The organism is Streptomyces sp. NPDC059861 (assembly GCF_042731435.1).
In the GTDB taxonomy this organism is placed as follows: domain Bacteria; phylum Actinomycetota; class Actinomycetes; order Streptomycetales; family Streptomycetaceae; genus Streptomyces.
Genome location: NZ_JBHWJQ010000004.1, coordinates 1 through 25,793, shown reverse-complemented (window position 1 = coordinate 25,793; position 25,793 = coordinate 1). Strand labels below are relative to the sequence as shown.

Genomic DNA, 25,793 nt, shown 5'->3' with positions numbered 1-25,793 from the left:
GGGAAAGCCACACGAGGAGGCAGCCGGGATGACGCGCCCGATCACCGCAGGGTTCGACGGCACGGAGGAGAGCCTCGCCGCACTGGCCTGGGCGGCCCGCGAGGCCGTCCGGCGCGGGCGGGCGCTGCGAGTGGTGCACGCGTGGCGGTACGAGCCGCACGAGGCCGTCCAGGGCGACCGTGAGACGCAGGCGCGATGGGTGCGGGACGCGGTGGACGCGGGCGTGCGCACCGTCGGCGGGCGGTACGCCGGCCTGGAGGTGAGCACCGACGTCGTCGAGGGCGACGCCGCCGACGCGCTGGCCGCCGCGGGGGACCGGTCGGAGATGCTGGTGCTGGGGTCGCGCGGGCACGGCCGGGTCGTCGGCTTCCTGCTCGGCTCCGTCGGGCAGCAGGTGATCGCCGGGACGTCGCGCCCGGTCGTGCTGGTGCGGTCCGGCGACCGCGCCACGAGCGAGGTGGACGGCCGCGAGATCGTCGTCGGGCAGGAGGGCGACGCGCAGGACAGCGCAGCCGCCCTCGGGTTCGCGTTCGAGACGGCCGCCGCGCGCGGGGCGACGGTGCGGGCGGTGCGGGCCTGGACGCTGCCGCCGGTGTTCGCCTACAGCCCCGGGTCGCTGAAGCTTCTGGACGAGGCGGGCGGCCCGGAGCCGTACGAGACGAAGGCACTGGCCGAGGCGGTGCAGCCGTGGCGGCAGCGGTTCCCGGACGTGCATGTGGTGGAGCACGTGGAGATGGGCAGTGCGGGGCAGGTACTGCTGTCGGTCGCCGGGCGTGCCCAGCTGATGGTTGTCGGCCGCCGCGCGCGCCGGACGGCGGTGGGGGCGCGGATCGGGTCGGTGGCGCACGGCGTCCTGCACCACGCGGAGTGCCCCGTGGCGGTCGTACCGCCCGCGTGAGTCACTCGGACGCGGGTGCCTCCAGTGGCTCCCGGGCCCGCGGCAGGATGTTCTCGACGTAGTCCTTCACGGCGGTGCCGAGACCTATGTCGTGCTGGGCCCGCTCCGAGAGGTACCAGCGGTGCTCGAGGAGCTGGTGGTAGAGCTCGGCCGGGTCCATCCCGCCGCGCAGGTCCAGCGGCACGGCGCGCACCGTCGGCCGGAACACCTCCCGCACCCAGCGGTGGGCGAGCACCTCGGGGCGGGCCGCGAGGGGGTCGCCCGGCGCGTAGTCGTCCTGGGTCGCCATCCAGCTCTCCAGGTCGTTGAGCAGCCGCCGGGCCTGGTTCTCCTCGGTGTCCAGCCCGGTGAGCCGCAGCAGCTGCCGCTGGTGGTGTCCCGCGTCGACGACCTTGGGCACGAACGTGACCGTGTCGCCGTTGGAGGAGTGCTCGATCTGCATCTCCGCGACGTCGAAACCGAGGTCGTTCAGGCGGCGTATCCGGCGCTCTATGTAGTGGTACTCGCCCGCCGGGTAGACCGAGGTGCGGGTCAGCTCCCGCCACAGACCGTGGTAGCGGGCGCAGATCTCCGTGCCGAACTCGATGGCGTCGACCGACGGGTGCAGCGCGCCGGACGCCTCCAGGTCGAGCAGCTCGCCGCTGATGTTGACGCGGGCGAGGTCGAGGTCGTAGTCGCGCTGGCCGTCGCTGAGCCGGGGGTGCAGCTCGCCCGTCTCGGCGTCGACGAGGTACGCGGCGTACGCGCCGGCGTCCCGGCGGAAGAGGGTGTTGGACAGCGAGCAGTCCCCCCACGCGAATCCGGCCAGATGCAACCGCACCAGCAGCACCGCCAGCGCGTCCATCAGCCGGTGCATGGTCGCCGGGCGCATGGTCGTCTCGAACATCGACCGGTACGGCAACGAGCCGCCGAGGTGCCGGGTGATCAGCACCGACTCCAGCGGGCCGCCGTCCTCGTCGGCGCGGCCGGTGACCACGCCGAGGGCGTCCACGGCGGGGATGCCGAGCCGGTCCAGGTCACGCAGCAGCTCGTACTCCCGGAGGGCGGGCCGCTGCGCCAGCTCCTTGACGGCGACGACCTCGCTGCCCGCGCGGGCGTAGCGCACCACGTGCCGGGAGATGCCGCGCGGCAGCGGCACGAGGTGCTCCTGCGGCCACTCCTCCAGCGGCAGGTGCCACGGCAGCTCCAGCAGGAGTGCCGGGTGCTCCGGGTTGGTGGCGCTGATCTGCAAAGCCATGGGGTGAGCCTAGAGGGCCCGGTCCCGTGCCCGGTGGGCGGCGTCGCGCACGGACCCCCTGTGGACCGGACCGTGCCCGGGCAGCAGGACGTCGGCCGCCAGCCCCTCGATCAGCTCCAGCGAGGCCAGTGCCCGGGCACGCTCGCGGTGGAACATGTCGGGCAGCAGCTGCGGGCCCTCGATCCGTGCGGTCGCGTGACCGCTGACCAGCGCGTCCCCGGAGATCACGATTCCGGCGTCCGGCAGATGGAAGACGGCGTGCCCGTCGGTGTGGCCCGGTGTGTGCACCGGCACCGGACGCCCGGGCAGATCCAGCGGACCCGTCGCCGGGAACGGCTCGGGCGAGGCGACCGGGATGTGGGCGGTGCCGCCCGACCGCAGCGCGTGCACGGCCCACGGCAGCACGCCCGGACGCCAGCCGTTGCGCAGCACCCGGCCGACGGAGACCTGGTGCAGGAACTCCCGGCGCGCGTGCGGCACTTCCGCCTCGTGCAGGTACACCGGCGTGCCGTATGTCGTGCGCAGGTACTCCGCCGATCCGAGGTGGTCGTTGTGGGCGTGGGTGATCAGCACCGCCGCGACCGCCTCCGGCGTGCTCCCCACCGCCGCGAGGGAGTCGAGCAGCCGTTGGCGGTCCCCGAGGTAGCCGGTGTCGACCAGGGTGACGGCGTCCCCGTCCTTGACGATCACCCAGTTGGTGTCGCTGCCGTGCACGAGGTGGATACCCTCGGCGACTTCCCGCACATCTGCCCGCATGATCGTCCTGCCTGGTGAGGTCCGCGCCCGACGGAGACAGCAAACCAGATCAGGGGAACCGCCTGGTCAGAGGGTCCGCGTGCCGCCCGTGGACCAGGACGGTCACCGCGAGGCCGCGCGGGGACGGCACGGTCGCGCGGGGTCAGTTCACTCCCCGGGGGCGGAACTGGATGCTTATCCGCGGCCCGCCAGCGCGCGTCGACTTCGGTACGCAGTGCTCCCACGTCCGCTGGCAGGAGCCGCCCATCACGATCAGATCGCCGTGCCCCAGCGGACGCCGCACGGTCCCGCCCCCGCCGTGCATCGGGCGCAACAGCAGATCACGGGGTGCGCCGACGGACAGGATCGCGACCATCGTGTCCTCCCGGGCGCCGCGCCCGATCCGGTCGCCGTGCCAGGCCACGCTGTCCCGGCCGTCGCGGTACTGGCACAGGCCCGCAGTGGCGAACGGCTCGCCGAGCTCGTCGGCGTAGTGCCTGGTCAGCGCCTCACGCGCCTCGGCCAGCACCGCGTGCGGCAGCGGGTCGCCCGCGCCGTAGTACGCCAGTAGCCGCGGTACGTCGACGACGTGGTCGTACATCGTGCGGCGCTCGGCCCGCCACGGCACCTCGGCCGCCAGCTGTTCGAACAGCGTGTCCGACCCGTTCAGCCACCCCGGCAGCACGTCGATCCAGGCGCCCGAGCCGAGCGCGGTACGGCGCAGCCCGTCGAGGGGGCCGAGCCGGACCTCGTCGGCCTGGTCGAAGAGCGAGCCCTGGAGGTGCCTGGTCATGCCACCAGCGTAACCCCGATTCGAATACGTGTTCCAAAAGCGCGCCCTCTGCCGTCACGGCCCGGAAATCCCGGGCGTCACGCACCTTTGGATACATTCATGTATCGGATACATTCGCGTATCGAACGGAGGCCGGACATGGAGCGAACAGCCGGGCGCGTGACCAGGCGCCGCGTCCGCACCCGCGCCAACCTCCTGGACGCCGCGTTCGAGGTCTTCGCGGCCAAGGGCTTCGGGCGGGTGTCGATCGAGGAGGTGTGCGAGGCCGCCGGCTACAGCCGGGGTGCCTTCTACTCGAACTTCGCCAGCCTGGACGAGCTGTTCTTCGCCCTCTACCGGCAGCGCGCCGACCTGATCGCCGAGCAGGTCTCCGGGGCGCTCGCCCAGGACGGACCCGACCTCGACGTGCCCGCCGCCGTCGACAGGGTCACCGAGGTGCTGCTCCTCGACCTGGACTGGCTGCTGGTCAAGACGGACTTCCTGGTGCACGCCGCGCGCGACGCGGCCGTGGCGCAGACCCTGCTGGAGCACCGGGCCCGGCTGCGCGGCGCGATCGCCGAACGCCTCGCCCGGGCCGTCCCCGGCCACACCGAACTGCCCGCCGTGCTGGGCGGCATCGACGCCGCCGCACACGCGGTGGTCGCCGCGTACGACGGAGTAACCACCCAACTGCTGCTGGACAAGGACGTCGAGCACGCGCGCGTGTGGCTCAAACAACTGCTCACCGCGCTGCTGACCGACGCCGGCGGCACCCCCCGATGAATCAGGAAGGGACGATCGCCATGGACGCCGACGTCATCGTCGTAGGAGCGGGCCTCGCGGGCCTGGTCGCCGCGCATGAACTCACCAGCCGGGGCCGCCGGGTCGCGCTGGTCGACCAGGAGAACGCCGCCAACCTCGGCGGCCAGGCGTTCTGGTCGTTCGGCGGGCTGTTCCTCGTCGACACGCCGGAACAGCGGAGGCTCGGCGTGAAGGACTCCTTCGACCTCGCCTGGAGCGACTGGCAGGGCAGCGCGGGGTTCGACCGGACCGACGACGAGGACTCCTGGGCGGTGCGCTGGGCGCGGGCCTACGTCGAGTTCGCGGCGGGGGAGAAGCGGTCCTGGCTGGAGGGGCACGGCATCAAGTTCCTGCCCACGGTCGGCTGGGCCGAGCGCGGGAACCTGCGCGCGGACGGGCACGGCAACTCCGTGCCCCGCTTCCACATCGCCTGGGGCACGGGCACCGGGGTCGTCGAGCCCTTCGTGCGGTACGCCAGGCAGGCCGCCCGCGACGGGCTGCTCACCTTCCACCACCGGCACCGGGTCGACCATCTCGTCGTCGAGGACGGCGCCGCCAGCGGTGTTCGCGGCACGGTGCTGGCCGAGGACGACTCCCCGCGCGGCGTCGCTTCCAACCGTGACCCGGCCGGCGACTTCGAACTCACCGCCCAGGCCGTGATCGTCACCACCGGAGGCATCGGCGCCGACCACGACATCGTCCGCCGCCACTGGCCCGAACGGCTCGGCACCCCGCCCGCCGAGATGGTCACCGGCGTCCCCGCCTACGTCGACGGCCGCATGCTCGACATCAGCGCCGAGGCGGGCGTACGGCTGGTCAACCGCGACCGCATGTGGCACTACACCGAGGGCCTGCAGAACTGGGACCCGATCTGGCCCGGCCACGGCATCCGCATCCTGCCCGGGCCGTCCCCCATGTGGTTCGACGCCCTCGGCCGCCGGCTGCCCGAGCCCTGCCTGCCCGGCTACGACACCCTCGGCACGCTCAAGTACCTGCGTACCACCGAGGACATCGCCGCGTACGACCACTCCTGGTTCATTCTCACCCAGCGCATCATCGAGAAGGAGTTCGCGCTGTCGGGCTCCGAGCAGAACCCCGACATCACGGCCAAGGACCGCAAGGCGTTCCTGCGGGAACGCGTCCTCGGCAAGGGCGCGCCCGGCCCGGTGGCGGCCTTCCTGCGCAACGGCGCCGACTTCGTGACCGCCCCCGGCCTCGAACAACTCGTCGAGAAGATGAACGGCCTCACCGACAAGCCGCTCCTCGACGCCGAGGCGATACGCCGTCAGATCGAGGCCCGCGACGCGCAGTTGGCCAACTCCTATGGCAAGGACGCCCAGGTGCAGGGCATCCGCAACGCCCGCCGCTACATCGGTGACCGCCTCGGCCGCGTCGCCACCCCGCACCGCATCCTCGACCCGGCGGCCGGGCCCCTGATCGGCGTCAAGCTGCGCGTGCTGACCCGCAAGACGCTCGGCGGCATCCAGACCGACCTCGACTCGCGCGCCCTGCGCGCCGACGGGCAGCCGATCGACGGGCTGTACGCGGCGGGCGAGGTCGCCGGCTTCGGCGGGGGCGGCGTGCACGGCTACAACGCGCTGGAGGGCACCTTCCTCGGCGGCTGCCTGTTCTCGGGCCGTGCGGCGGGGCGGACGGCCGCCCGGCAGACCGGCTGAGACATGCGTGGGGCCCGTCTTCTCAGGACTCCAGAAGGCGGGCCAGCACCGCGACGTGGCCCTGCTCCAGGTTCTTCGAGCCGGTCACCAGCGTCACGGTGCTCCGGGCCGCCAACTTCCGCACTCCGTCCAGGAGCTGCGCCGCCTCGGGCTCGGCCAGCTCCGCCTCGTACCGGCGCGCGAACTCCTCGTAGGACCCCTCGCCCGCGTGGTACCACTGGCGCAGTTCGGTGGACGGGGTGAGCCCCTTGGGCCACTCGTCCACCCGGGCCACGTCCTTGGCCAGACCGCGCGGCCACAGCCGGTCGACCAGGACGCGTACCCCGTCCTCGGGCTCCGGCGGTTCGTAGACTCGTCGGATTCGGACACTCATGCGGGAGGCCTTTCGAACGGGGAGAGGTGTGACGGGAGCGTACGCCGGGCGGGTGGATGCAGCCGTGGAACCCGAGGGGATCCCCACCCGTGTCGGTCAAGGTCGACACATGATCAGACGCACCTGCCGGTTCCTGCTGCCCGCCACCCTGCTGCTCACCGCATGCGGCGCCGAGCGCACGGACACGGACCCGGCGCCCGGGCACCCGCCTGTCGCCGCCGAGGCCAAGGCGCCCGGTCCCGCCCCGGAACCCTCCCTCGCGACCGGCCCCCGGCAGCTTCCGGGGCTCGGCCCGCTGACCCGGGCCCAGGTACCCGCCGACGCACGCCAGGCGGTCGTGGTGACCGGCCGCGGCAGGAACTCCCCGAGATCCGAGGCCGTCCTGTACGAGCGGACGGTGGCCGGCTGGCAGGAGCGCGGGAGCTGGCCCGCGCACAACGCGCTGTACGGCTGGACCGACGACCACCGGCTCGGTGATCTGCGCTCACCGGTCGGCGTCTACAGCCTCACCGACGCCGGCGGGCTGCTCCCCGACCCCGGGACCCGGATGCCGTACGACCAGTCGGCCGCGTTCACGGCGACCGGTTCCGGTTTCGAGGGCGAGCCACTGTCCGGTTCCTTCGACTACGTGGTCGCCATCGACTACAACCGCCGGCCCGGCACCTCGCCCCTCGACGGGACCCGGCCGCTCGGCTCCGGGCGGGGCGGCGGCATCTGGCTCCACGTCGACCACGGCGGGCCCACGCAGGCCTGCGTCACCCTCCGGCGGCCCCACATGAAGGAGCTGCTGCGCCGCCTGGACCCGGAACGGCACCCGGTGGCCGTCCTGGGCGACACCGCCGCACTGGCCCGCTGAACAGCCTGGCACCGCGTGGCACACGGTGAGCCAGGGTCACCGCGGACGCAGAGCTTCCGCGGCCACCGCCGTCACCGCCTGCGCCACCGCCGCCAGCGCGGGGGAGTCCAGCTTCCACTGCTGCCAGTACAGCGGCACGTCCACCGCCCGTTCGGGCGCCAGTGGGGCCAGGCGGCCCGAGGCCAGCAGCGGCTCGGCCTGGACCTCCGGGACCAGCCCCCAGCCGAGACCCGCCGCGACGGCCTCTACGAAGCCGTCCGACGTGGGCACGAAGTGCCGTTCCGCGCTCGCGCCGCCGCCCCGCCGCAGCCGGCGGACGAACGCGTCCTGGAGGTCGTCCCGCCGGTCGAAGACCACGACCGGCGCGTCCGGGAGGGTCTCGCGAAGCGGCCCGCCCAGATGCCGTTCGGCGAAGTCGGGGCGGGCCGCCGCGACGTACCGCATGACACCGAGCGCGCGCACCGAACAGCCCGTCACAGGCACCGACGACGACGTCACCGCGGCCATCACCAGGCCCTCGCGCAACAGCGCCGCCGTGTGGTCCTGGTCCTCGCGGCGCAGCTCGAAGCAGAGCCGCAGCTCCCGCGGGACGCGGCTGAGCGCCGGGAGGAACCAGGTCGCCAGCGAGTCGGAGTTCACCGCGACGGACACCCGGGTCGCCTCCCCGGTGCCGCTCATGCCCAGCTCGGCACGCGCGTCCAGCTCCAGCCGGCCCAGCTGACGCGCCAGCCGGACCACGACCTCACCGGACTCCGTCGGCCGCACCGGCTTGGTGCGCATCAGCAGAATCCGCCCCGTGCGCTGCTCCAGGGCCTTCACCCGTTGACTGACCGCCGAGGGCGTCACATGCAGCGCGGCGGCCGCCGCCTCGAAGGTGCCCTCGTCCACGACGGCCAGCAGGGTCCGCACCTGGTCGAGAGGAAGCTCCGTCATCAGCGCGCCCGTCCTGGAGATTGTCGACATCAATTGCGCTAAGGATACGTAAGAATCTTTAGCTGTACCTACAGTGATCGTCTCCGTAGCGTCGGAAGCATGTCCCCAGCTCTCTCCGCCGCGGCCGCCGGATTCGGCACCGGCCTCTCGCTCATCGTCGCCATCGGTGCCCAGAACGCCTTCGTCCTGCGTCAGGGGGTCCGCCGCGAGGCCGTCCTCGCCGTGGTCGGCATCTGCGCGCTCTCCGACGCCGCCCTGATCGCCCTCGGTGTCGGCGGGGTCGGCGCGGTGGTGGTTGCCTGGCCGGGCGCGCTGACCCTGGTGGGGTGGATCGGCGGCGCCTTCCTGCTCTGCTACGGCGCCCTGGCCGCCCGCCGGGTCGTCAGACCCCAGGGGGCGCTGCGCACGGAGGGGGACACGGCGGGCTCGCGCGGGAGGGCGGTGCTCATGTGTCTGGCGATGACCTGGCTCAACCCGCACGTCTACCTCGACACCGTCTTCCTGCTGGGCTCGCTCGCCGCCGACCGGGGGCCGTTGCGCTGGACGTTCGGGATCGGCGCCGTGGCGGCCAGCCTGTGCTGGTTCGCCGCCCTCGGCTTCGGCGCGCGGCTGCTCGGCCGCTGGCTCGTCAGACCGACGGCCTGGCGGGTGCTGGACGGACTGGTCGCCGCCACCATGATCGTCCTCGGCGTGACGCTCATCGCCGGGAGTTGATCGCGCCGCCGGGACAGGGTCTCGTCGTGGCGAACCGAACGAGAGCGCACACACCGCAACGAGAGCGCTCACACGGGCCTGTCATAGTGATCCCCGGATTCGAAAGATGTAACGAGCACCGGGAAGCGCGTGGACACCAGCGAGAGCAGCACAGAGCACCCCGCGGACGATCCCGCCCCCGCCGAACCGCCCCGCAGTGGCTGGCGGCGCTGGGCGATGGACACCCGCCCCCTGCGCCGCCCGGCCTACCGCCGGCTGTGGTCCTCGACCGTCGTCACGGCCGTCGGCAGCCAGCTGACCGCGGTCGCCGTGCCCAAGCAGATCTACGACATCACCGGCTCCTCCGCCTGGGTCGGCTACGCGAGCCTCGCGGGGCTGCTGCCGCTGGTGGTGTTCGCCCTGTGGGGCGGCGCGGTCGCCGACAGCATGGACCGCCGCAAGCTGCTGCTGATCACCAACAGCGGCATCGCCGTCACCTCCGTGCTGTTCTGGCTCCAAGCGGTCACCGGCCTCGGCTCGGTCGCCGTGCTGATGGTCCTTCTCGCCCTCCAGCAGGCCTTCTTCGGCCTGAACGCCCCGGCCCGCAGTGCCTCCATCGCCCGCCTGGTCCCCGAGCACGAGCTGGCCGCCGCGAGCGCCCTCGGCTCGACCGTCATGCAGACCGGCCTGGTCGCCGGGCCGCTGCTCGCCGGCGTCCTGATCCCCGTCATCGGCCTGCCCGAGCTGTATCTCATCGACGCACTCGCCCTGTGCGTCGCCGTCTGGGCGGTGCTGCGGCTGCCCGCGCTGCCGCCCCTCTCGACCACGGTGGCGCGGCGTGCCGGGGTGCGGGAGGTCGTGGCGGGCTTCCGCTACATCGCCCTGCACAAGGTGCTGCTGCTGTCCTTCCTCGCCGACATCGTCGCCATGGTCCTCGGTATGCCCCGCGCCCTGTTCCCGCAGCTCGCCGCCGAGACGTACGCCCCCTGGGGCGAGGGTCTCGCCCTCGGTCTGCTGTTCGCGGCGATCCCGATCGGCGCGGTCGCGGGCGGCCTGTTCTCCGGCACCTTCTCGCGGGTCCGGTGGCACGGCTGGATGGTGATCGGCGCGGTCGTCGCCTGGGGCCTGGCCATCACCGGGTTCGGGCTGAGCACGAGTCTGTGGGTCGCGGTGGCGTTCCTGGTCGCCGCCGGTGTCGCCGACATGGTCTCGATGGTGTTCCGCGGCGCGATCCTGCTGTCCGCCGCGACCGACGAGATGCGCGGCCGGATGCAGGGCGTCTTCACGGTCGTCGTCGCGGGCGGCCCCCGTCTCGCCGACGTCCTGCACGGCACGGCCGGTTCGGCCTTCGGTGCCCGAACGGCCGTCGCGGGCGGCGGCGTGCTGGTCGTCGCCGTGATGCTGACACTGGCCGCGGCGACACCGGACCTGCGGCGCTATCGCGTCTGAGGCCCCGGGCGGTCCCGCGCGCGGGGCTACATGCCCCCGCGCCGGCGCAGGGTGTACTGCTCCATGAGCTGGCCGCGGGTCGTCTCCAGTCGGTGCGCGAGGATCTCGGCCACGATCCGGACCAGGGACATGCCGAGCTGCGGGTCCTGCTCGCACAGCTCCAGCACCGGCTCCGCCTCGAACTCGTAGGCGCGCACCTGGCTGAAGGCCTCCGCGCCGAAGTCCCACCGGTGCGGCGGGAACAGCCAGGACCAGCCCAGCAGGTCGCCCGCGCCGAGGCTGGCGACGGTGACCCGCTTCGCCGAGGTCACCTGCTGGTCGAGGGAGACGGCGCCCGAGCGGATCACCCAGAAGCGATCGGCCGTTCCGCCGGCCTCGAAGATGCGGGCGTCCTCCGGGAAGGACACCTCCCTCGCGAGCGTCATCAGTCGCTGTCGCTGCGGCGGGGGCAGGGCGGTCAGCAATTTCGTCGCTTTGGTCATGGCGCGAAGCTCCTCGCCGACGGAAAGGACCGGTGCTCTGTCTATGCCCATTTCAGCCGCTGCGGGCGCACGGAGCACCTCGGGGCATGGAAAAGCCCTGGCTGGACGGGGGAAGCCAGCCAGGGCTGTACGGGGTGATGTCCGGAGGAGGAGGAGTCCCTCGACCCCGTCACCACGTATGTATGAACGATAAACCATCTCGGGCCGTGCTACCCACTCGTAAGCCGGTCACGTGACCTGTTTCACGCGGGGACGCCGCTCCGCCGTCCCCGGAACGGCCACCCGGGGGAGTGGTCAGCCCACCTCGGCGTGGCGGCCGGGCGTCAGGATCTCGTCCAGGACCCGGAGTACCGCCTCGTAGGTCAGCCGCCGTACCGCCGCCTCCCGGGCTCCGGCCGGATCGGTCGGTTCCAGGGCCTCACTGCGCGCCCGCCACGCGCGTTCCTCCTGCTCCGCGCAGGCCCTGCCGCGCTGGATGCGCCGCACCAGCTCATCTGAGTCCACCACATCGGTCATGTACTCCGCCTACCCCCCTGTTCGGGATCGATGGCCGGAAGGCGGGTTTGGTGTGCCGCAAGGGGGTGAGCCGACTTATGAGGGCAGCGCCGGACAGACCCGTTCTTTCGACTCAGTGGTTGCTCCACCAGCCGATCAGTCAGGGAGCTGAGAAGTGAGCGCGCAGCAGTGGACCGAGCCCGCGGGCGAACCCGCCGACCAGGTGTGGCCCCGCCGAAGCGGAACGTGCCTACCGGCCGACGTGCGCCGGGCGATACGGCACGCGGTGGCGGGGCGGTGCCGGGACACCGGCACCCCGTGCGACGAGGGCGGCCTCTCGGACGCTCTCCTCGTCGCCTCGGAACTGACGACCAACGCCATCCTGCACGGCGGTGGTGTGACCGGCGTCGACGTCGATGTCGTCGGGCACGAGGTGCGGGTCTCCGTCAGCGACCGCAGCGACCGGCTGCCGGTGACCGTGACGCCGGTGGACGAGCAGGGGCGACGGCGGGCCGGCGGACACGGCTGGCCGATCGTCTGCCGGCTCGCGTGCGACGTCCGGGTGGCCGATCTGCCCGCGGGCGGCAAGCGCATCACCGCGGCGGTACCTGTCTTCTGAAAGACCTTCGGATGCCCGGAGTTTGTTCCTCCGGCGCCCGGGCAGACGCATTTTCGTGCTTCGGACCGGAGGCGCGCCAGCGGGGAGCGGTACGCGCTCCGGGGCCTCCGGGTGATCGGGGCCGGCACCCTTCCCGCGGACAGTCCCTGAAGTCCCTGAAAAGACCGTTCAGGAGCGATTCCGCATGCTCATCGAGATGTCGACAAGCCGTCCCGGCACGCCCGACTCCTCCACCACACCCGCCCCTGCCCGGCGGCGCCACGACGACGCGCCCGCGACCGCCGACCTCTTCGCCCGCCTCCACACGCTGGAGGACGGGCCCGAGCGAGACGCCGTCCGGGACGAACTCGCCACCGCGTGGCTGCCCATGGCCCATCGCATCGCCGGCCGGTTCCGTGACCGGGGCGAGTCCCTGGAGGACCTCAAGCAGGTGGCGGCGCTGGGGTTGGTCAAGGCCATCGACCGGTACGACCCCTCCCGCGGAGCCTTCGAGAGTTACGCGGTGCCCACCATCACCGGAGAGGTCAAGCGGCATTTCCGGGACCGGATGTGGGCGCTGCGTGTACCGCGGCGTGTGCAGGAACTGCGCAACAAGGTCCGGCTCGCCCGCCGGGAGCTGACCCAGAACCCGGGCGCGCCGGAGCCCACCGTGGCGGACATCGCCGCGCACACCGGGCTGACGGAGGACGAGGTCGCCACGGGAGTGGAGGCGCTGGAAAGCTTCAGCACGCTCTCCCTCGACGCCGAACTCACCTCCGACGACGAGGGTTACAGCCTCGCGGACACCCTCGGCGCGCCGGACGGCTCGTACGACGTGGTGGTCGACCGGGAGTCCGCCAAGCAGAGCCTGCGCAATCTGCCGGAGCGTGAGCGGGCCATCCTCTACATGCGCTTCTTCGAGGACATGACGCAGAGCCGCATCGCCGACCAGCTCGGCATCTCCCAGATGCACGTCTCCCGTCTCATCAGCCGCAGCTGCGCCCGAGTCCGGGACGAGGCCCTCGGCCACCGCCCGACCCCGCCCGGCTCCACCGCGCACTGACCCGACCGACGCATGCACCGGGCCTCGCGGCGACGCGGGGCCCGGTCGCGCCGGGGGAGGAGGTGCGCCGGGACCGGCGCCACAGCGACGACGTCACGCGGCGGGCCCGCACCCACATGCCGTGAGGCATCCAGGTGCGGGCCCGCCCGCTACGTCAGCCCTGTGCCGGCCTCGTCCCCTCCACCTGCGCCTGGATCTGCTCCGGCGTCAGATAGGAGTTCGTGTACTCGAAGTCCTTCAGTTTCGCCGCGCGGCGGGCCTGGAAGCCGGTACGGACGAAGTCGTCGCCGGCGACCGCGTTGAGCAGCCAGTTGGTCATGACACGGGTCTTGGCGACGTTGGTGCGCAGCGCCGACCAGTGGTAGCCGCGGGCGACGGCCTGGGCGGGCATGCCGCGCAGCTCGATGCCGAGGGGCTTGGAGACCGCGTCGCGGCCGCCGAGGTCGACGACCAGACCGAGGTCCTTGTGGACGTACGGCTCCATCGGCTGGTTCCGCAGCGTCGCGATGACGTTGTCGGCGACCTTCCTGCCCTGCCGCATCGCGTGCTGCGCCGTGGGCGGGCAGACCGCCCCCTCCTCGCGCTTGGCCTCGTCGGGCACCGCCGCGGCGTCGCCGAGCGCGAACACCCCGTCGTGACCCGGCAGATTCATCGCGGTGGTGACCGCGAGCCGCCCTCGTACCGTCTCCGCGCCCAGCGTCGCGATGAGCGGGCTTGCGACGACGCCCGCGGTCCAGATCAGCGTGCGCGTGGGCACCACCCGGCCGTCCGTGAAGGTGACCTCGTGCGGGCCCGCCTTCTCGATCGACACCCCGAGCGACACCTCGACGCCGCGCCGCCGCAGCACCTCCTGCGCGCTGCGGCCCAGCTTCTCGCCCAGCTCGGGCATCAGCCTGGGTGCGATGTCGATCAGATGCCACCTGATCAGCCGTGGGTCCAGCCGGGGGTAGCGCTTGACCGCGTTGCACGTCAGAAGCTGCAGGCAGGCCGCCGTCTCCGTGCCCGCGTAACCGGCGCCCACCACGACGAACTGCAGCCGCGAGGCCCGCTCGGCGGGATCATGACTGGCGTCGGCGAGGTCCAGCTGCGAGATGACGTGGTCGCGGATGTAGGCGGCCTCCGCCAGCGTCTTCATCCCGAAGGCGTTGTCGACGAGTCCGGGGATGTGGAACGTGCGCGTGACGCTGCCCGGAGCCAGCACGATGTAGTCGTACGGCTCGTTGATGATCTCGTCGGTGATCGTGCGGATGACGCAGACCTTGGACTTGAGGTCCACGCCGATCGCGCCGCCCGGGATGATGCGCGTGCGGTACTTGCTGCTGCGGCGCAGGGACACGGCGATCGACTGGGGCGTGAGCACGCCGGAGGCGACCTGGGGGAGCAGCGGCAGATAGAGCTGATAGGCGAACGGCGTCACCAGAGTGACCGCGGCCTCGTCGGGGGAGAGGCGGCGCTCCAGGCGCCGTACGCACTCCACTCCCGCGAAGCCCGCGCCCACCACCAGGATCCTGGGTCGTGTCACGATGTCCATCCCTTCCGCGGTTCCGGGCGGTCTGCCTCGACGCCATGCGCGTGCCCCTGGATCGTGGCTTCGCACCTCATCGATCCCACCGTGCCCGGAACCACTGCGCCAGTCGGGCGCGACAGGCAGACGAACGGGTGCACCACCGCCATGTTCCCCAGGGGCTCAGGCCTCCGCCTCCGGCCGCTGCTGTCCGTCGATCAGAGCCAGCGCCTCCTCGAAGCTCCCGGACACCGGCACCGTGATGCTGACCCCGGTGAGGTCCAGGACCCGCTGCACGGGAGGTGTGGGGGAGAGGATGTGCACGCTGCCGCCGGTGCGGCGGGTCTCCTGGTAGATGCGCAGGATGATGTTCATGCCGGAAGAGTCCATGAACGGCACCTCGGACACGTCCAGGACGAAGTGGCTCCGGCCATGATGCAACTGGTTCGCCAGGTGATGCTGGAACTCGGTCGCGGTGTCGACGTCCAGATAACCCTCGACCCGGACCAGGGCGACATCCTCCCGCGGCAGCGTGACCTCGACGGACAGCGGGTTCTGGGCAATTGTCACGAGTACCTCCAACAAGGCTGACGGCCAGGGCTGGTTACCCAGCTCGGCGCACTCGATGCACGCCCCTGAGTGGGTCGACCGCGTCGTTCATCACGTCGTTCATCACGTCGGCCGACGCCAGGCGCGCGTACCCCCGTATGGGCTTCTCATGCAGTCCTCGGCCCGCCGAATGGCGTCAGGGACCGGGGGTAGTGGGAGCAGTGGAGCACAGGCGCGAAGGAGGAGGAGTCATCGGCGTGACCATCGACAGAATCTGGTCGTACGCACCGGGCACCGGCCAGGTCGCGGAGCGGGACCTCACGGGGTTCACCGTCGACGCCACGGACGGCACGCTCGGACACGTGGACCGGCTGGCGGACCCGCACGGCATGCGGCATCTGGTGGTCGACACGGGCGTCTGGGTGTTCGGCAGGAGTGTCCTGGTTCCGGTGGGCCTGGTGACGGGCATCGACACCGAGCACCGTCTGGTCTCGCTGGCCTGCACCCGGGCGGAGGTCAAGGAAGCACCGCGCTTTCGCACCGACAGCGAGACCCTCGACCCGCACTACCTGACGACGGTGGGTGACTACTACAGCAACCTGCCGCCGCGCGAGCCGACCACCACCTGACCGACAGCCCCCAGCAGCGGGCGTAGAGCCGAGGAAAGACCAGACCGCATGGACAATACCGACGTCGCAGCCCTCGCCGGCGCCGGCCACCGTACGCCCGGCGGCGCACTTCCCGCGGCTCCGGTGCACAGCGCGGCCGAGGCGCGGGCGCGCGCCCTGTCGGTGGTCCTCGACGAGTGGAACTCAGCCTCCCGCACAGCACACGAGCGGGACCTGATCGATCTGCAACTGGTCGTCTCGGAGCTGGTCAGCAACGCCATCCGGCACGGTGGCGGGCTGGCCGGCTTCGAGGCGGTGCCCACCGCGCAGGGCGTGCGTCTCGCGGTCCACGACCACAGCGCGGCCGTCCCCGCCGCGGCCTTCGGCTCCGGGGACCTGCCGAGCGGCCACCACGGCAGCGGCTACGGCTGGCCCCTGATCATCCGCCTGGCCCGCGGCATCGCCGTCGAGCCCCGTCCGGCGGGCGGCAAGACCATCAGCGTGCTGGTGCCCCTGCGGGCGGTGTAGGCCCCCTGGGCGGGGAGCCCCGGTTCACCAGGGCAGGAACACCCGTTCACCAGGGCAGGAACACGTGGATGTCCTTGCCGTGATCGTCTCCGACCACGCTGACCTGGTGGCACAACGTCTGGATCAGATGCCAGCCGATGCCGCCGCCGCCGGTGTTCGGATGGAACGGGCGGGGGGCCGGGGTCGTGCTGCTGGTGTCGTGCAGGGTGATGTGCACCCCGTCGTAGGTCCGCCTTATCCGCAGGTGGAAGGGTCCGGGAGCGTACTGGACCGCGTTCGCGGCCAGCTCCGTGACGACCAGCAGGATGTCATGCCAGGACTCCGGGGTGGCTGGTGGCGAGGTGCGGGCCAGGTCACGGAGGAAACTCTCCGCGGCCAGGCGCGCCCCGGTCACGTCCTGCGGCTCACCCGGGAAGCCGGCTGCCCGGCTCGGGATTCCTTGGCCGGCCAGTGTTCCGTCCCAACGCGGCTCGGTTGCCATGTCGCCTTTCCAGCCTCTCGGTCGCAAGGCTGCGCTCGTGTCTCTCGCATCGCACTCTGCGGGTTCCCGTACCCGTGGGGGCTACGCGTCTCACCACCCGGGAGCACCCGATTCGCCGGGTGCGGGCCCTTGCCGGCGCGAACGCCGGACCGTCTCCCGGAGCAGGAAGCTATCGGGTGGACGCAAAGGAATTGTTCGCGCCCCAGAAAGTTCCTGCGAAGAACGCTTTCCCGTAGACGGCCGACGCCCGAGCGAATTGCCCAACTGATCCGAATGCAAGGCGAATTGACGGGCACTCGGGGGTCACCGAAGGGCGAGAACACCACGAGAACACCACATCGACACCCACCTCGGAGGGAAAGTATGACCGGTTACGGCAGTACCCCCGCCGCGTCTCCCGGGTCGCGCACCAACGGCCTGGCCATCGCGAGCCTCACCTGCGGAATCATCGGCATATTCCTCTTCAACGTCATTCTGGGGCCGATAGCCATCGTGCTCGGTGCCGTCGGAATGCGGCAGGCCCCCGCGAAGGGCGGCGCCGGAATGGCGAAGGCCGGAATCATCCTCGGCGTCCTGGACCTGGTGATCTTCGGCGTGCTGCTGGCCCTCGCCGCTTCCGAGGGCGGATTCAGCTGGTACGTCGGCGGCTGACGGGACGGCTCACCGGAACACGCTGTCCGAGTCGTCCCACCCCGTCGGCTCCTCCGGCGTGGCGAGTCGGGGCGGGCGCGAACGCGCCTGGTACATGGCGTCGATCTCTCCGGCGTAGTGCCGCACGATCGCGTCCCGCCTCAGCTTCATCGACGGCGTCAGCAACCCGTTCGCCACGTCGAACGGCTCCGGCAGCACCCGGAACACCCTGATCGACTCCGGGCGCGACACCGCGCTGTTGGCCGCGGCGACCGCCCGCCCGACCTCCTCGCGCAGCGCGTTCTCCTCGCGCGCCTCCCGGACCGGTGCGTCGCCCTGCACCGCCAGCGACGCCCGCCAGTGCACCAGGAAGTCGGGGTCCAGGGTGATCAGCGCACCCACGCAGGGCCGGTCGTCGCCCACGACGACCGCCTGGTGGATCAGTGGATGCATCCGCAGCCGCTGCTCCAGCGCGGCCGGGGCGACGCTCTTGCCGCTGCTGGTGACGATGACGTCCTTCTTGCGGCCGGTGATCGTCAGATAGCCCTCGGAGTCCAGCCGCCCCAGATCCCCGGTGGCCAGCCAGCCGGCCCACAGCGCGGCCCGCGTCGATGCCTCGTCGTTGAGGTAGCCCTGGAACACCGAGGGCCCGCGCACCAGGATCTCCCCGTCCTCGGCGAGGTGGATCTCCACACCCGGCAGCGCCTGCCCGACCGTCCCCGACTTCTCCCGGCCCAGCGGCTGCATGGTCACGCCACCGCTGGTCTCGGTGAGGCCGTAGCCGTCGTGGACGTAGATGCCGATGCCCTCGAAGAACAGCGACAGTTCGCGGTGGAGCGACGAGCCGCCCGAGGTCCCCCGGCAGACCCGGCCGCCCAGCGTGGCCCGCAGCCTGCGGTACACCGTCCGCTCGTACAGCGCGTGCTGCATCCGCAGCTCGAAACCGGGCCCCGCCCCCCGGCCGAGCCGCTGCCGCTCGGTGGCCGCGGCGAAGGCCCGCGCGGTCTCCGCCGCGCGCTCGAACAGGGCACCGCGGCCCGCCGCCTGGGAGGCGCGCAGGAAGTTCTTGTAGATCTTCTCGAAGACCGACGGCACGGCGTAGAAGTACGTCGGGCGGAAGGACTGCAGCGCCGCCGCCAGCGACTCCGCGCCGGGGTCCGGCTCGTGCGCCATCAGCAGCCCGCCGCGGATGCACAGGCCCTGGATCATCAGGCCGTACACATGGGAGAAGGGCAGGAAGGCGAGGATCCGGGCCTGCTCACCGGGCGGTGCCGCCGTGTGGCCCCAGCCCGCCAGCAGGGTGTCGCACGGGCTCGCGAGGCCCCGGTGGCTCAGCGCGCAGCCCAGGGGCCGTCCCGAGGTGCCCGAGGTGTAGGCGATCACGGCGGTGGAGTCCGGCAGCACGATGCGGCGCAGCGAGTCGACCGTCAGCGCGGGCAGGACCTCGCCGCGAGCCGCCAGATCCGCCAGCGCGCCGGCGTCCAGCTGCCAGACGTGACGCAGGCCGGGCAGCCGCGCGCACACCGGGCCGATGGTCATCACGCCCTGCTCGTCCTCGACGACCACGGCCACGCAGTTCGCGTCCCGCAGGATCCACTCGACCTGTTCGCGCGACGACGTCGGATAGATGGGCACGACCTCGGCGCCCACCGCCCAGAGCGCGTGGCTGAGGACGGTCCACTCGTACCGGGTGCGAGCCATGATCGCCACGCGGTGGCCCGGCGAGATGCCGGACGCGACCAGCCCCTTGGCCAGGTCGACCACCTCGTCCCGCAGCTCGATCGCCGTGACCTCCTCCCACTCGGCCGAGGGGCCGCGGCGGCGGGCGATCAACGGCAGGGTCGGGTTGGCCGCCGCCGTCTCGAAGAGGCTGTCGGCGAGCCCTCCGGTCAGGGACGAGACGGTGCGGGGAGCGAGGGCGAAGTCGCGCATGCGCTGCTCCTGACGTGTACGGGCTGTGACCTCGCCGACGAGAACCGTTATCGACGGTGGTCGAATCTAGCCCAGGTCAGACCGTTTCGTGCCGGGAACCAGGAACTGGCCTCGCGTTTGATGATCTCGGCGGGTTCGGGGGACTCGGACGGCATGAGTCACACCAATCCCGACCCCGAACCCGAGCGCTCCACAGGTCTGGAACCGGGCGGCGGTGTACCGCCGGGGGAGACCCCGCCCGCGGAGAGCAGCATGCCGGGAGCCCTGCCCCGGGACACGCACAATCCGACCAAGGGCTGGGCCAAGGCACCGCTGACGCTGATCCTCGTCCTGGTGGTGCTGGTCGCCGCCTTCTTCCTGGTCTACGCCCTGGTGCTGATCCTCTGACGGCACCCGATCCCGTGACGCCGGATCGATCTCCGGCGTCACTCCAGGCGCGCGACGTCACCCCTGGGTGTGCCGCGCGCACTCCAGGACGACCTCCCGCAGGCTGCCCGTGTGCTCCAGCAGCTCGCGCTGCACCCGCGCCCCGTTGCCCCGCCGCAGCAGTTCCGCGCAGGACTCCTTCGCCCGGTCCAGGTCGCCGTTGTCCGCGAGCGCGTCGCTCACGTGCTCCAGCAGGGCCCGTACCACCGTCTCGGCGGGCGCGGGCCGCATCGACGCCGGGTGCAGCAGCTCCCCGGTGAGACCCGAGCGGGCGGCACGCCAGGCGGCGAGACGCAGCACGCTCACGCTGTGCTCGGCCGGGCCCCGGCCCGCCTGCCACTCGCGCGCGGCCGTCTCGACCAGCCCGCGGGCGAGGGTCGCGACCAGGACGGCGGTGTCCGCGTGCAGGCAGACGTCCGCGACCCGGATCTCGACGGTGGGGTAGTTCCGGGACAGGCGGGCGTCGAAATAGAGCATGCCCTCGTCCAGCAGGGTCTCGGTGGCCATCATGTGCGCCACCCGGCGGCGATAGCTCTCGGCCGAGCCGAACAGCTCCGTCGGTCCGGCCGAAGGCCAGCGCTGCCACACCCTGCTGCGGTAACTGCTGTAACTGGTGTCCTTCCCCTGCCAGAAGGGCGAGTTGGCACTCAGCGCCGCCAGCACCGACAGCCACGGCCGCACCCGGTCGACGACCGCGACGCCCTCCTCGTCGGACTCGACGGCCACATGGACATGGCAGCCCAGGACGAGCTGCTCCTGCGTGGCGATCCCGTACTGCTCCGCCATCCACTGGTAGCGGTGGTGCGCGCCGACCGCGGGCTTGACCGGCAGCGGCGACGTGGCCAGCGCCGCCACCGAGCAGCCGATGTCCCCGGCGTTGCGCGCCGCCTCCCGGCGACAGCGGACGATCTCCGCACCCAGCTCCGCCATGTGCGTCTGCGGGTGCGTGTTGAACTCCAGCATCTGCTCGTGGAGTTCCTTCTCGAAGACGAAGCCCTCGACATGGTCGTGCGCGGCACGCGCCAGCACGGCTGCGGACCGCGCACGCGGTTCCCCGCTCTCCGGGTCCACCAGGAGGAGCTCCTCCTCCACTCCGACGGTGCGCACATGCGGCCTTTCGACGACCTTCCGAGACGGCGGACACCCGCCGTACGTCTCCGAATGCCCCCGGAAGGCCACTCGGACACCTGAAGGCCGTGGGGCCGCCGTCAGGCCGGGCGCAGCCAGACCGTGGCCAGGGGCGGCAGGGTCAGCCGGATACTCGCGGGACGGCCGTGCGACTCCTGCGCCTCGGACTTGACGGGTTCGGGGTGGGTGACGTCGCTGCCGCCGTAGCGCGCCGCGTCGGTGTTGAGGACCTCCTGCCAGGCGGGGATGTCGCCGGGGACGCCGAGCCGGTAGTCGTGACGGACGGCAGGGGAGAAGTGGGAGATCGCCAGCAGCGGGACGCCCTGCTCGTCGTAGCGCAGGAAGGCGAAGACGTTGTCGTCGGCCGCGTCGCACTCCACCCACTGGAAGCCGCCGGGGTCGGTGTCGCGCTGCCAGAGCGCCGGCGTCCCCAGGTATCCGGCGTTGAGATCGCGGACCAGGTCCTGCACCCCGCGGTGATCGCCCGCGGCGCAGTGCCCGGGGTCGAGCAGCCACCACTCCGGGCCGTGCTCCTGGGACCACTCGCCTCCCTGGGCGAACTCCTGGCCCATGAACAGGAGCTGCTTGCCCGGGTGGGCCCACATGAAGCCGAGGTACGCGCGGTGGTTGGCGCGGCGCTGCCACCAGTCGCCGGGCATCTTGCTCACCAGGGCCTGCTTGCCGTGGACGACCTCGTCGTGCGAGATGGGCAGCACGTAGTTCTCGCTGTACGCGTAGATCATCGAGAAGGTCATCTCGTGGTGGTGGTACTTGCGGTGGATCGGCTCCTTGCTCATGTACTCGAGCGAGTCGTGCATCCAGCCCATGTTCCATTTCAGCCCGAAGCCCAGGCCGCCGCTGTCGGTCGGCCGGGTCACCCCGCCCCACGCCGTGGACTCCTCGGCGATCGTCACCACACCGGGGTTGCGCCGGTAGACGGTGGCGTTCATCTCCTGCAGGAACGCCACCGCGTCCAGGTCCTCCCGGCCGCCGTGGACGTTCGGCGTCCACTGGCCGGAGTCCCGCGAGTAGTCGAGGTAGAGCATGGAGGCGACGGCGTCCACGCGCAGCCCGTCGATGTGGAACTCCTCGCACCAGTACGTCGCGTTGGCGACGAGGAAGTTGCGCACCTCGGTCCGCCCGAAGTCGAACTCGTACGTCCCCCAGTCCGGGTGCTCCGCCCGCTGCGCGTTTCCAGGCTCGTACAGCGCGTCCCCGTCGAACCGGGCCAGCGCCCAGTCGTCCTTCGGGAAGTGCGCCGGGACCCAGTCCATGATCACGCCGAGGCCGGCCCGGTGGCAGGCGTCCACGAAGTACTTGAAGTCGTCCGGGGTGCCGAGGCGGGAGGTGGGCGCGTAGAAGCCGGTGACCTGGTAGCCCCAGGAGCCGCCGAAGGGGTGCTCGGCGACCGGCATCAGCTCGACGTGCGTGAAACCGAGGTCCTTGACGTACCGCGGCAGCTCCTCGGCGAGCCGGCGGTAGTCCAGTCCCGGCCGCCAGGACGCGAGATGGACCTCGTACACCGAGAGCGGCGCCTGGTGCACCGGTGTGTCCCCGCGGTGCGCCATCCAGTCCTGGTCCCCCCACTCGTAGTGCGAGGCGGTGACGATCGACGCCGTGTCCGGCGGCACCTCGGTGCGGCGGGCCATCGGGTCGGCCTTCAGGAACCGGTGGCCGTACTGGGACGTGATCTCGAACTTGTACCTGGCGCCCTCGCCGATGCCCGGCAGGAACAGCTCCCACACGCCGCTGGCGCCCAGCGAGCGCATCGGGAACGCCGTCCCGTCCCAGTGGCAGAAGTCCCCGGCGACCCGCACCCCGCGCGCGTTCGGCGCCCACACCGTGAACCGGGTGCCGGTCACGCCCTGATGTGTCATCGGCTCGGCGCCCAGCGCCCGCCACAGCTGCTCGTGCCGGCCCTCTCTGATCAGATGCAGGTCGAGCTCGCCGAGCGCGGGCAGGAAGCGGTACGGGTCATGGACCTCGTGCTCCCCCTCCTCGTACGCCACCAGCAGGGTGTACTCCGGGACCGTCCGCCACGGCAGTACGGCCGAGAACAGGCCGTCGCCCTCCGAGGTGAGCGCGACGCGCTCCCCGCCGGCCAGCACGTTCACCGCGCGGGCGAACGGCCGCAGCGCCCGCACGGCGATGCCGCCGGGGACGGGATGCGCGCCGAGCAGCGCGTGCGGGTCGTGATGGGCGCCCGCCAGCAGGCGCCCCCGGTCGGCCGGATCCAGCTCGGGAGCGCAGCCGCCGGGCGTTCCAACCGACGGGATCGGGCCGGAGTCCTTCGGGGATGAGATGTCGCGCAGCGCCACGGCTTTCAGTCTCCTCTCACGGCGAGTCGTTCGATCGCCGCCATGGGTACGGGGAGCCAGTCCGGGCGGTGCCTGGCCTCGTACAGCACCTCGTACACCGCCCGATCCGTCTCGTAAGCACGCAGCAGACCGTGCTTCTTACGGGGATCCCAGCCGGCCCGGGCCGCATATCCGGCACAGTAGGCCTCCCGGCAGCGGCGCGCCCACTGAGGACGCCAGGGCCGGCGCTGCCGGGCCGCGTAGTCGAAGGAGCGCAGCATGCCGGCGATGTCCCGGACGGGGGACTGGGCACTGCGCCGTTCGGCGAGCGGACGGGACGGCTCGCCCTCGAAGTCGATCACGAACCACTCGCGGCCGGCCCGCAGCACCTGCCCCAGATGCAGATCGCCGTGGATGCGCTGAGCGGGTGGCCCGGTGTCGCACGTCAGCAGCGCGCTGAACGCCGACCGCAGCCCGGGCACGAACGACCGGAGCGCCGGAACGCTGTCCGCCGCGGCGTCGAGGCGTTCTGTCATCGCCGCCGCCGTACGCCCGTTCGCGGACCGCCCGCCGGCGGCGAACGCGGCGGCCAGCGCCAGATGCACCTCGGCCGTGGCCTGCCCAAGTTCGTATGCCTCGACCGTGAAGTCACTGCCGGTGGCGAGCGCGTGCAGGGCCTGGGTCCAGCCGTCGGTGGCGTTGCGCAGGAAGGGCTGGAGCACCCCGAGCGTGGCCTCCTGCGGCTGGGCCGTGCAGAACCAGGCCACCGGCGCGGGCACCCGCTCGCAGCCCTGCCCGGCCAGCGCGCCCGGCACCTCCAGGTCGGGGTTGACACCGGGCTGGATGCGCCGGAAGACCTTCAGGATGAACTCGTCGCCGTACACCAGTGAGGAGTTGGACTGCTCGGCGTCCAGCACGCGCGGCACCAGCCCGGCCGGGATCGGCTTGGCCGGGTCGGCCTCGAAACGCAGTGGGCCGGCGGTGCCCGGCTGCCGCAGACGTTCCAGGAGCAGTTGCGCCGAACGGAGGTCCTGGAGGGCGTCGTAGACCGTCCTCCCTGCCAGCGGCCCTTCCTGCGCCTGACCGATCAGGGCCCGGCCCAGGCGCGGCGACGGGGTCTGCCGGACGCCGAGGAACAGCTGGTAGCAGTCCCCGGGAGCGGGCGTGCCGCCAGGGGAGGGCACCCCGGCGAGACTGCTGTGGCCGCCCGCGTGACCGGCGTGCACCAGCAGATGCAGACAGCCCGGGAACAGTTCCGTCATCGACAGCAGGCGCAGGTCCGTGACGGGCCGGTCCTTGCCGGCGAACCAGCGCTGCCGGGGCAGCCACTCGCGCAGCAGTCCGTCGAGCGAGGCCATGGACGCGGCGAGCCCACTGTCGCTCGGCAGGAGGGATGCGGTCTTCGTCATGGTGACGCCTCCTTTCGTCGGCGCACGCTCACAGTCGTCGGCCGATACGAGATGCGACTCGGACGAGCCGGAACCAGTAGAAGCCGTGACCTCCCAGGGTCAGCAGGTACGGCAGTTCACCGATGGCGGGGAAACGCACCCCGCCGAACAGCTCGACGGGATACCGGCCGGCGAACTCACGCAGGTCCAGCTCGGTCGGCTGGGCGAACCGGGCGAAGTTGCTGACGCACAGCACCAGGTCGTCCTCGTACTCGCGCAGGAAGGCGAGCACCGCGGGGTTCGACGACTGGAGTTCGGTGTAGGAGCCGAGTCCGAAGGCGGGGTTCTGCTTGCGGATCTCGATCATCCGGCGGGTCCAGTGCAGCAGCGAGGAGGGCGACGCCATGGAGGCCTCGACGTTGGTGACCTGGTAGCCGTAGACGGGGTCCATGATCGTGGGGAGGCTGAGCCGCCCGGGGTCGCAGGTGGAGAAGCCGGCGTTGCGGTCCGGCGTCCACTGCATGGGGGTGCGCACCGCGTCCCGGTCGCCGAGCCAGATGTTGTCGCCCATGCCGATCTCGTCGCCGTAGTACAGGATCGGACTGCCCGGGAGGGACAGCAGCAGGGCGGTGAACAGCTCGATCGTATGGCGGTCGTTGTCGAGCAGGGGGGCGAGCCGGCGGCGGATGCCGATGTTGGCGCGCATCCGCGGGTCCTTGGCGTACTCCGCGTACATGTAGTCGCGCTCGTCGTCGGTGACCATTTCGAGCGTCAGCTCGTCGTGGTTGCGCAGGAAGATGCCCCACTGACAGCCGGTCGGAATGGCGGGGGTCTTGGCGAGGATCTCCGAGACCGGGTAGCGCGATTCGCGCCGTACGGCCATGAAGATGCGCGGCATGACCGGGAAGTGGAACGCCATGTGGCATTCGTCGCCGCCGGAGGAGTAGTCGCCGAAGTAGTCGACGACGTCCTCGGGCCACTGGTTGGCCTCGGCCAGCAGCACCGTGTCCGGGTACAGCGCGTCGATCTCGCGGCGGACGCGCCGGAGAAAGTGGTGCGTGGCCGGAAGGTTCTCGCAGTTGGTGCCCTCTTCGGCGTAGAGGTAGGGCACGGCGTCCAGCCGGTACCCGTCGATCCCGAGGTCCAGCCAGAAGCGGAGGGCGGCCAGGATCTCCTCCTGGACGGCCGGGTTCTCGTAGTTGAGGTCCGGCTGGTGGGAGAAGAAGCGGTGGAAGAAGTACTGCTTGCGGACCGGGTCGAA

At 71.7% G+C, this 25,793-nt stretch carries 27 protein-coding genes; 12 read left to right on the top strand and 15 right to left on the bottom strand.

The features are described from left to right. The first annotated feature begins 28 nt into the window (after positions 1–28). The gene (locus ACFV6X_RS04685) at positions 29–898 is read left to right on the top strand and encodes a universal stress protein (protein WP_385377600.1); all 870 of its coding nucleotides are present in this window, start codon (positions 29–31) and stop codon (positions 896–898) included. 1 nt (position 899) lies between these two features. On the opposite strand, the gene ACFV6X_RS04680 is transcribed toward ACFV6X_RS04685, so the two are convergent. The 3 genes from ACFV6X_RS04680 to ACFV6X_RS04670 all read right to left on the bottom strand — a co-directional run bounded on the left by ACFV6X_RS04680 (position 900) and on the right by ACFV6X_RS04670 (position 3,663). After that, a complete protein-coding gene (locus tag ACFV6X_RS04680) occupies positions 900–2,135 on the bottom strand; it encodes a DUF4032 domain-containing protein (protein ID WP_385377597.1) in 1,236 nt (411 codons plus the stop codon). A gap of 9 nt (positions 2,136–2,144) precedes the next feature. Beyond that, positions 2,145–2,891, bottom strand: a complete 747-nt coding sequence (locus tag ACFV6X_RS04675; RefSeq protein ID WP_385377594.1) for an MBL fold metallo-hydrolase — start codon at positions 2,889–2,891, stop codon at positions 2,145–2,147. 142 nt (positions 2,892–3,033) lie between these two features. After that, a complete protein-coding gene (locus tag ACFV6X_RS04670; RefSeq protein ID WP_385377591.1) occupies positions 3,034–3,663 on the bottom strand; it encodes an alpha-ketoglutarate-dependent dioxygenase AlkB in 630 nt (209 codons plus the stop codon). 138 nt (positions 3,664–3,801) lie between these two features. Between ACFV6X_RS04670 and ACFV6X_RS04665 the strand changes: the two genes are divergently transcribed. Both ACFV6X_RS04665 and ACFV6X_RS04660 read left to right on the top strand, forming a co-directional pair. Further along, the gene (locus ACFV6X_RS04665; RefSeq protein ID WP_385377588.1) at positions 3,802–4,425 is read left to right on the top strand and encodes a TetR/AcrR family transcriptional regulator; all 624 of its coding nucleotides are present in this window, start codon (positions 3,802–3,804) and stop codon (positions 4,423–4,425) included. A 20-nt stretch (positions 4,426–4,445) separates the two neighbouring features. After that, complete coding sequence (locus tag ACFV6X_RS04660; protein ID WP_385377585.1) at positions 4,446–6,119, top strand: FAD-binding dehydrogenase; 1,674 nt, start codon at positions 4,446–4,448, stop codon at positions 6,117–6,119. 22 nt (positions 6,120–6,141) lie between these two features. Here the strand turns inward: ACFV6X_RS04660 and ACFV6X_RS04655 are convergent, their stop codons facing one another. Further along, positions 6,142–6,492 carry a DUF488 domain-containing protein gene (locus ACFV6X_RS04655; protein WP_385377582.1) on the bottom strand — a complete coding sequence of 117 codons (351 nt, stop codon included), beginning with the start codon at positions 6,490–6,492 and terminating at the stop codon, positions 6,142–6,144. A gap of 109 nt (positions 6,493–6,601) precedes the next feature. On the opposite strand from ACFV6X_RS04655, the gene ACFV6X_RS04650 reads away from it, so the two are divergent. Next, positions 6,602–7,348: a hypothetical protein gene (locus tag ACFV6X_RS04650; RefSeq protein ID WP_385377579.1), complete on the top strand. Its 747-nt coding sequence runs from the start codon at positions 6,602–6,604 to the stop codon at positions 7,346–7,348. A gap of 36 nt (positions 7,349–7,384) precedes the next feature. Here the strand turns inward: ACFV6X_RS04650 and ACFV6X_RS04645 are convergent, their stop codons facing one another. Beyond that, a complete protein-coding gene (locus tag ACFV6X_RS04645) occupies positions 7,385–8,281 on the bottom strand; it encodes a LysR family transcriptional regulator ArgP (protein WP_385377576.1) in 897 nt (298 codons plus the stop codon). Positions 8,282–8,380: 99 nt separating this feature from the next. On the opposite strand from ACFV6X_RS04645, the gene ACFV6X_RS04640 reads away from it, so the two are divergent. After that, positions 8,381–8,995, top strand: a complete 615-nt coding sequence (locus tag ACFV6X_RS04640; protein ID WP_385377573.1) for a LysE/ArgO family amino acid transporter — start codon at positions 8,381–8,383, stop codon at positions 8,993–8,995. Positions 8,996–9,124: 129 nt separating this feature from the next. Beyond that, positions 9,125–10,423 carry an MFS transporter gene (locus ACFV6X_RS04635; RefSeq protein WP_385377570.1) on the top strand — a complete coding sequence of 433 codons (1,299 nt, stop codon included), beginning with the start codon at positions 9,125–9,127 and terminating at the stop codon, positions 10,421–10,423. 26 nt (positions 10,424–10,449) lie between these two features. On the opposite strand, the gene ACFV6X_RS04630 is transcribed toward ACFV6X_RS04635, so the two are convergent. After that, positions 10,450–10,905: a cyclic nucleotide-binding domain-containing protein gene (locus ACFV6X_RS04630; protein ID WP_385377568.1), complete on the bottom strand. Its 456-nt coding sequence runs from the start codon at positions 10,903–10,905 to the stop codon at positions 10,450–10,452. A gap of 294 nt (positions 10,906–11,199) precedes the next feature. Beyond that, on the bottom strand, positions 11,200–11,421 hold the full coding sequence (locus ACFV6X_RS04625; RefSeq protein ID WP_385377565.1) for a hypothetical protein: 222 nt from the start codon (positions 11,419–11,421) through the stop codon (positions 11,200–11,202). A 154-nt stretch (positions 11,422–11,575) separates the two neighbouring features. On the opposite strand from ACFV6X_RS04625, the gene ACFV6X_RS04620 reads away from it, so the two are divergent. Continuing rightward, positions 11,576–12,019, top strand: a complete 444-nt coding sequence (locus tag ACFV6X_RS04620) for an ATP-binding protein (RefSeq protein WP_385377562.1) — start codon at positions 11,576–11,578, stop codon at positions 12,017–12,019. Positions 12,020–12,203: 184 nt separating this feature from the next. Next, on the top strand, positions 12,204–13,061 hold the full coding sequence (locus ACFV6X_RS04615) for a SigB/SigF/SigG family RNA polymerase sigma factor (RefSeq protein ID WP_385377560.1): 858 nt from the start codon (positions 12,204–12,206) through the stop codon (positions 13,059–13,061). 154 nt (positions 13,062–13,215) lie between these two features. Here the strand turns inward: ACFV6X_RS04615 and ACFV6X_RS04610 are convergent, their stop codons facing one another. Together ACFV6X_RS04610 and ACFV6X_RS04605 are read right to left on the bottom strand one after the other, a co-directional pair. Beyond that, entirely contained in the window at positions 13,216–14,592 is a 1,377-nt protein-coding gene (locus ACFV6X_RS04610) for an NAD(P)/FAD-dependent oxidoreductase (RefSeq protein WP_385377557.1), read from the bottom strand. Positions 14,593–14,748: 156 nt separating this feature from the next. Next, positions 14,749–15,135, bottom strand: a complete 387-nt coding sequence (locus ACFV6X_RS04605) for an STAS domain-containing protein (RefSeq protein WP_385377554.1) — start codon at positions 15,133–15,135, stop codon at positions 14,749–14,751. A gap of 236 nt (positions 15,136–15,371) precedes the next feature. On the opposite strand from ACFV6X_RS04605, the gene ACFV6X_RS04600 reads away from it, so the two are divergent. Then, positions 15,372–15,743, top strand: coding sequence for a PRC-barrel domain containing protein (locus ACFV6X_RS04600; protein WP_365449313.1), 372 nt, complete (start codon positions 15,372–15,374; stop codon positions 15,741–15,743). 48 nt (positions 15,744–15,791) lie between these two features. Next, a complete protein-coding gene (locus tag ACFV6X_RS04595; RefSeq protein WP_385377551.1) occupies positions 15,792–16,250 on the top strand; it encodes an ATP-binding protein in 459 nt (152 codons plus the stop codon). A gap of 46 nt (positions 16,251–16,296) precedes the next feature. Here the strand turns inward: ACFV6X_RS04595 and ACFV6X_RS04590 are convergent, their stop codons facing one another. After that, positions 16,297–16,731, bottom strand: a complete 435-nt coding sequence (locus ACFV6X_RS04590) for an ATP-binding protein (protein ID WP_385377548.1) — start codon at positions 16,729–16,731, stop codon at positions 16,297–16,299. A gap of 363 nt (positions 16,732–17,094) precedes the next feature. Here ACFV6X_RS04590 and ACFV6X_RS04585 point away from each other — a divergent pair, with 363 nt between their 5' ends. Further along, positions 17,095–17,382: a DUF4190 domain-containing protein gene (locus ACFV6X_RS04585; RefSeq protein WP_385377545.1), complete on the top strand. Its 288-nt coding sequence runs from the start codon at positions 17,095–17,097 to the stop codon at positions 17,380–17,382. Positions 17,383–17,391: 9 nt separating this feature from the next. Here ACFV6X_RS04585 and ACFV6X_RS04580 read toward each other — a convergent pair whose 3' ends face one another. Continuing rightward, the gene (locus ACFV6X_RS04580; protein WP_385377542.1) at positions 17,392–19,293 is read right to left on the bottom strand and encodes an AMP-dependent synthetase/ligase; all 1,902 of its coding nucleotides are present in this window, start codon (positions 19,291–19,293) and stop codon (positions 17,392–17,394) included. Between the two features lie 153 nt (positions 19,294–19,446). On the opposite strand from ACFV6X_RS04580, the gene ACFV6X_RS04575 reads away from it, so the two are divergent. Continuing rightward, the gene (locus ACFV6X_RS04575; RefSeq protein WP_385377539.1) at positions 19,447–19,680 is read left to right on the top strand and encodes a DUF6480 family protein; all 234 of its coding nucleotides are present in this window, start codon (positions 19,447–19,449) and stop codon (positions 19,678–19,680) included. 57 nt (positions 19,681–19,737) lie between these two features. Here ACFV6X_RS04575 and ACFV6X_RS04570 read toward each other — a convergent pair whose 3' ends face one another. The 4 genes from ACFV6X_RS04570 to treS form a co-directional block, all read right to left on the bottom strand. Beyond that, positions 19,738–20,826 (bottom strand): glutamate--cysteine ligase, encoded by a 1,089-nt coding sequence (locus ACFV6X_RS04570; RefSeq protein ID WP_385377537.1) that lies wholly within the window; start codon positions 20,824–20,826, stop codon positions 19,738–19,740. Between the two features lie 101 nt (positions 20,827–20,927). Next, positions 20,928–23,165 (bottom strand): 1,4-alpha-glucan branching enzyme, encoded by a 2,238-nt coding sequence (gene glgB, locus ACFV6X_RS04565; protein ID WP_385377534.1) that lies wholly within the window; start codon positions 23,163–23,165, stop codon positions 20,928–20,930. A 5-nt stretch (positions 23,166–23,170) separates the two neighbouring features. Beyond that, the gene (locus tag ACFV6X_RS04560; protein WP_385377531.1) at positions 23,171–24,553 is read right to left on the bottom strand and encodes a maltokinase; all 1,383 of its coding nucleotides are present in this window, start codon (positions 24,551–24,553) and stop codon (positions 23,171–23,173) included. Between the two features lie 28 nt (positions 24,554–24,581). Further along, positions 24,582–25,793, bottom strand: a 1,212-nt coding sequence (gene treS, locus ACFV6X_RS04555) for a maltose alpha-D-glucosyltransferase (protein ID WP_385377528.1), incomplete at its 5' end; no start/stop codon positions are given.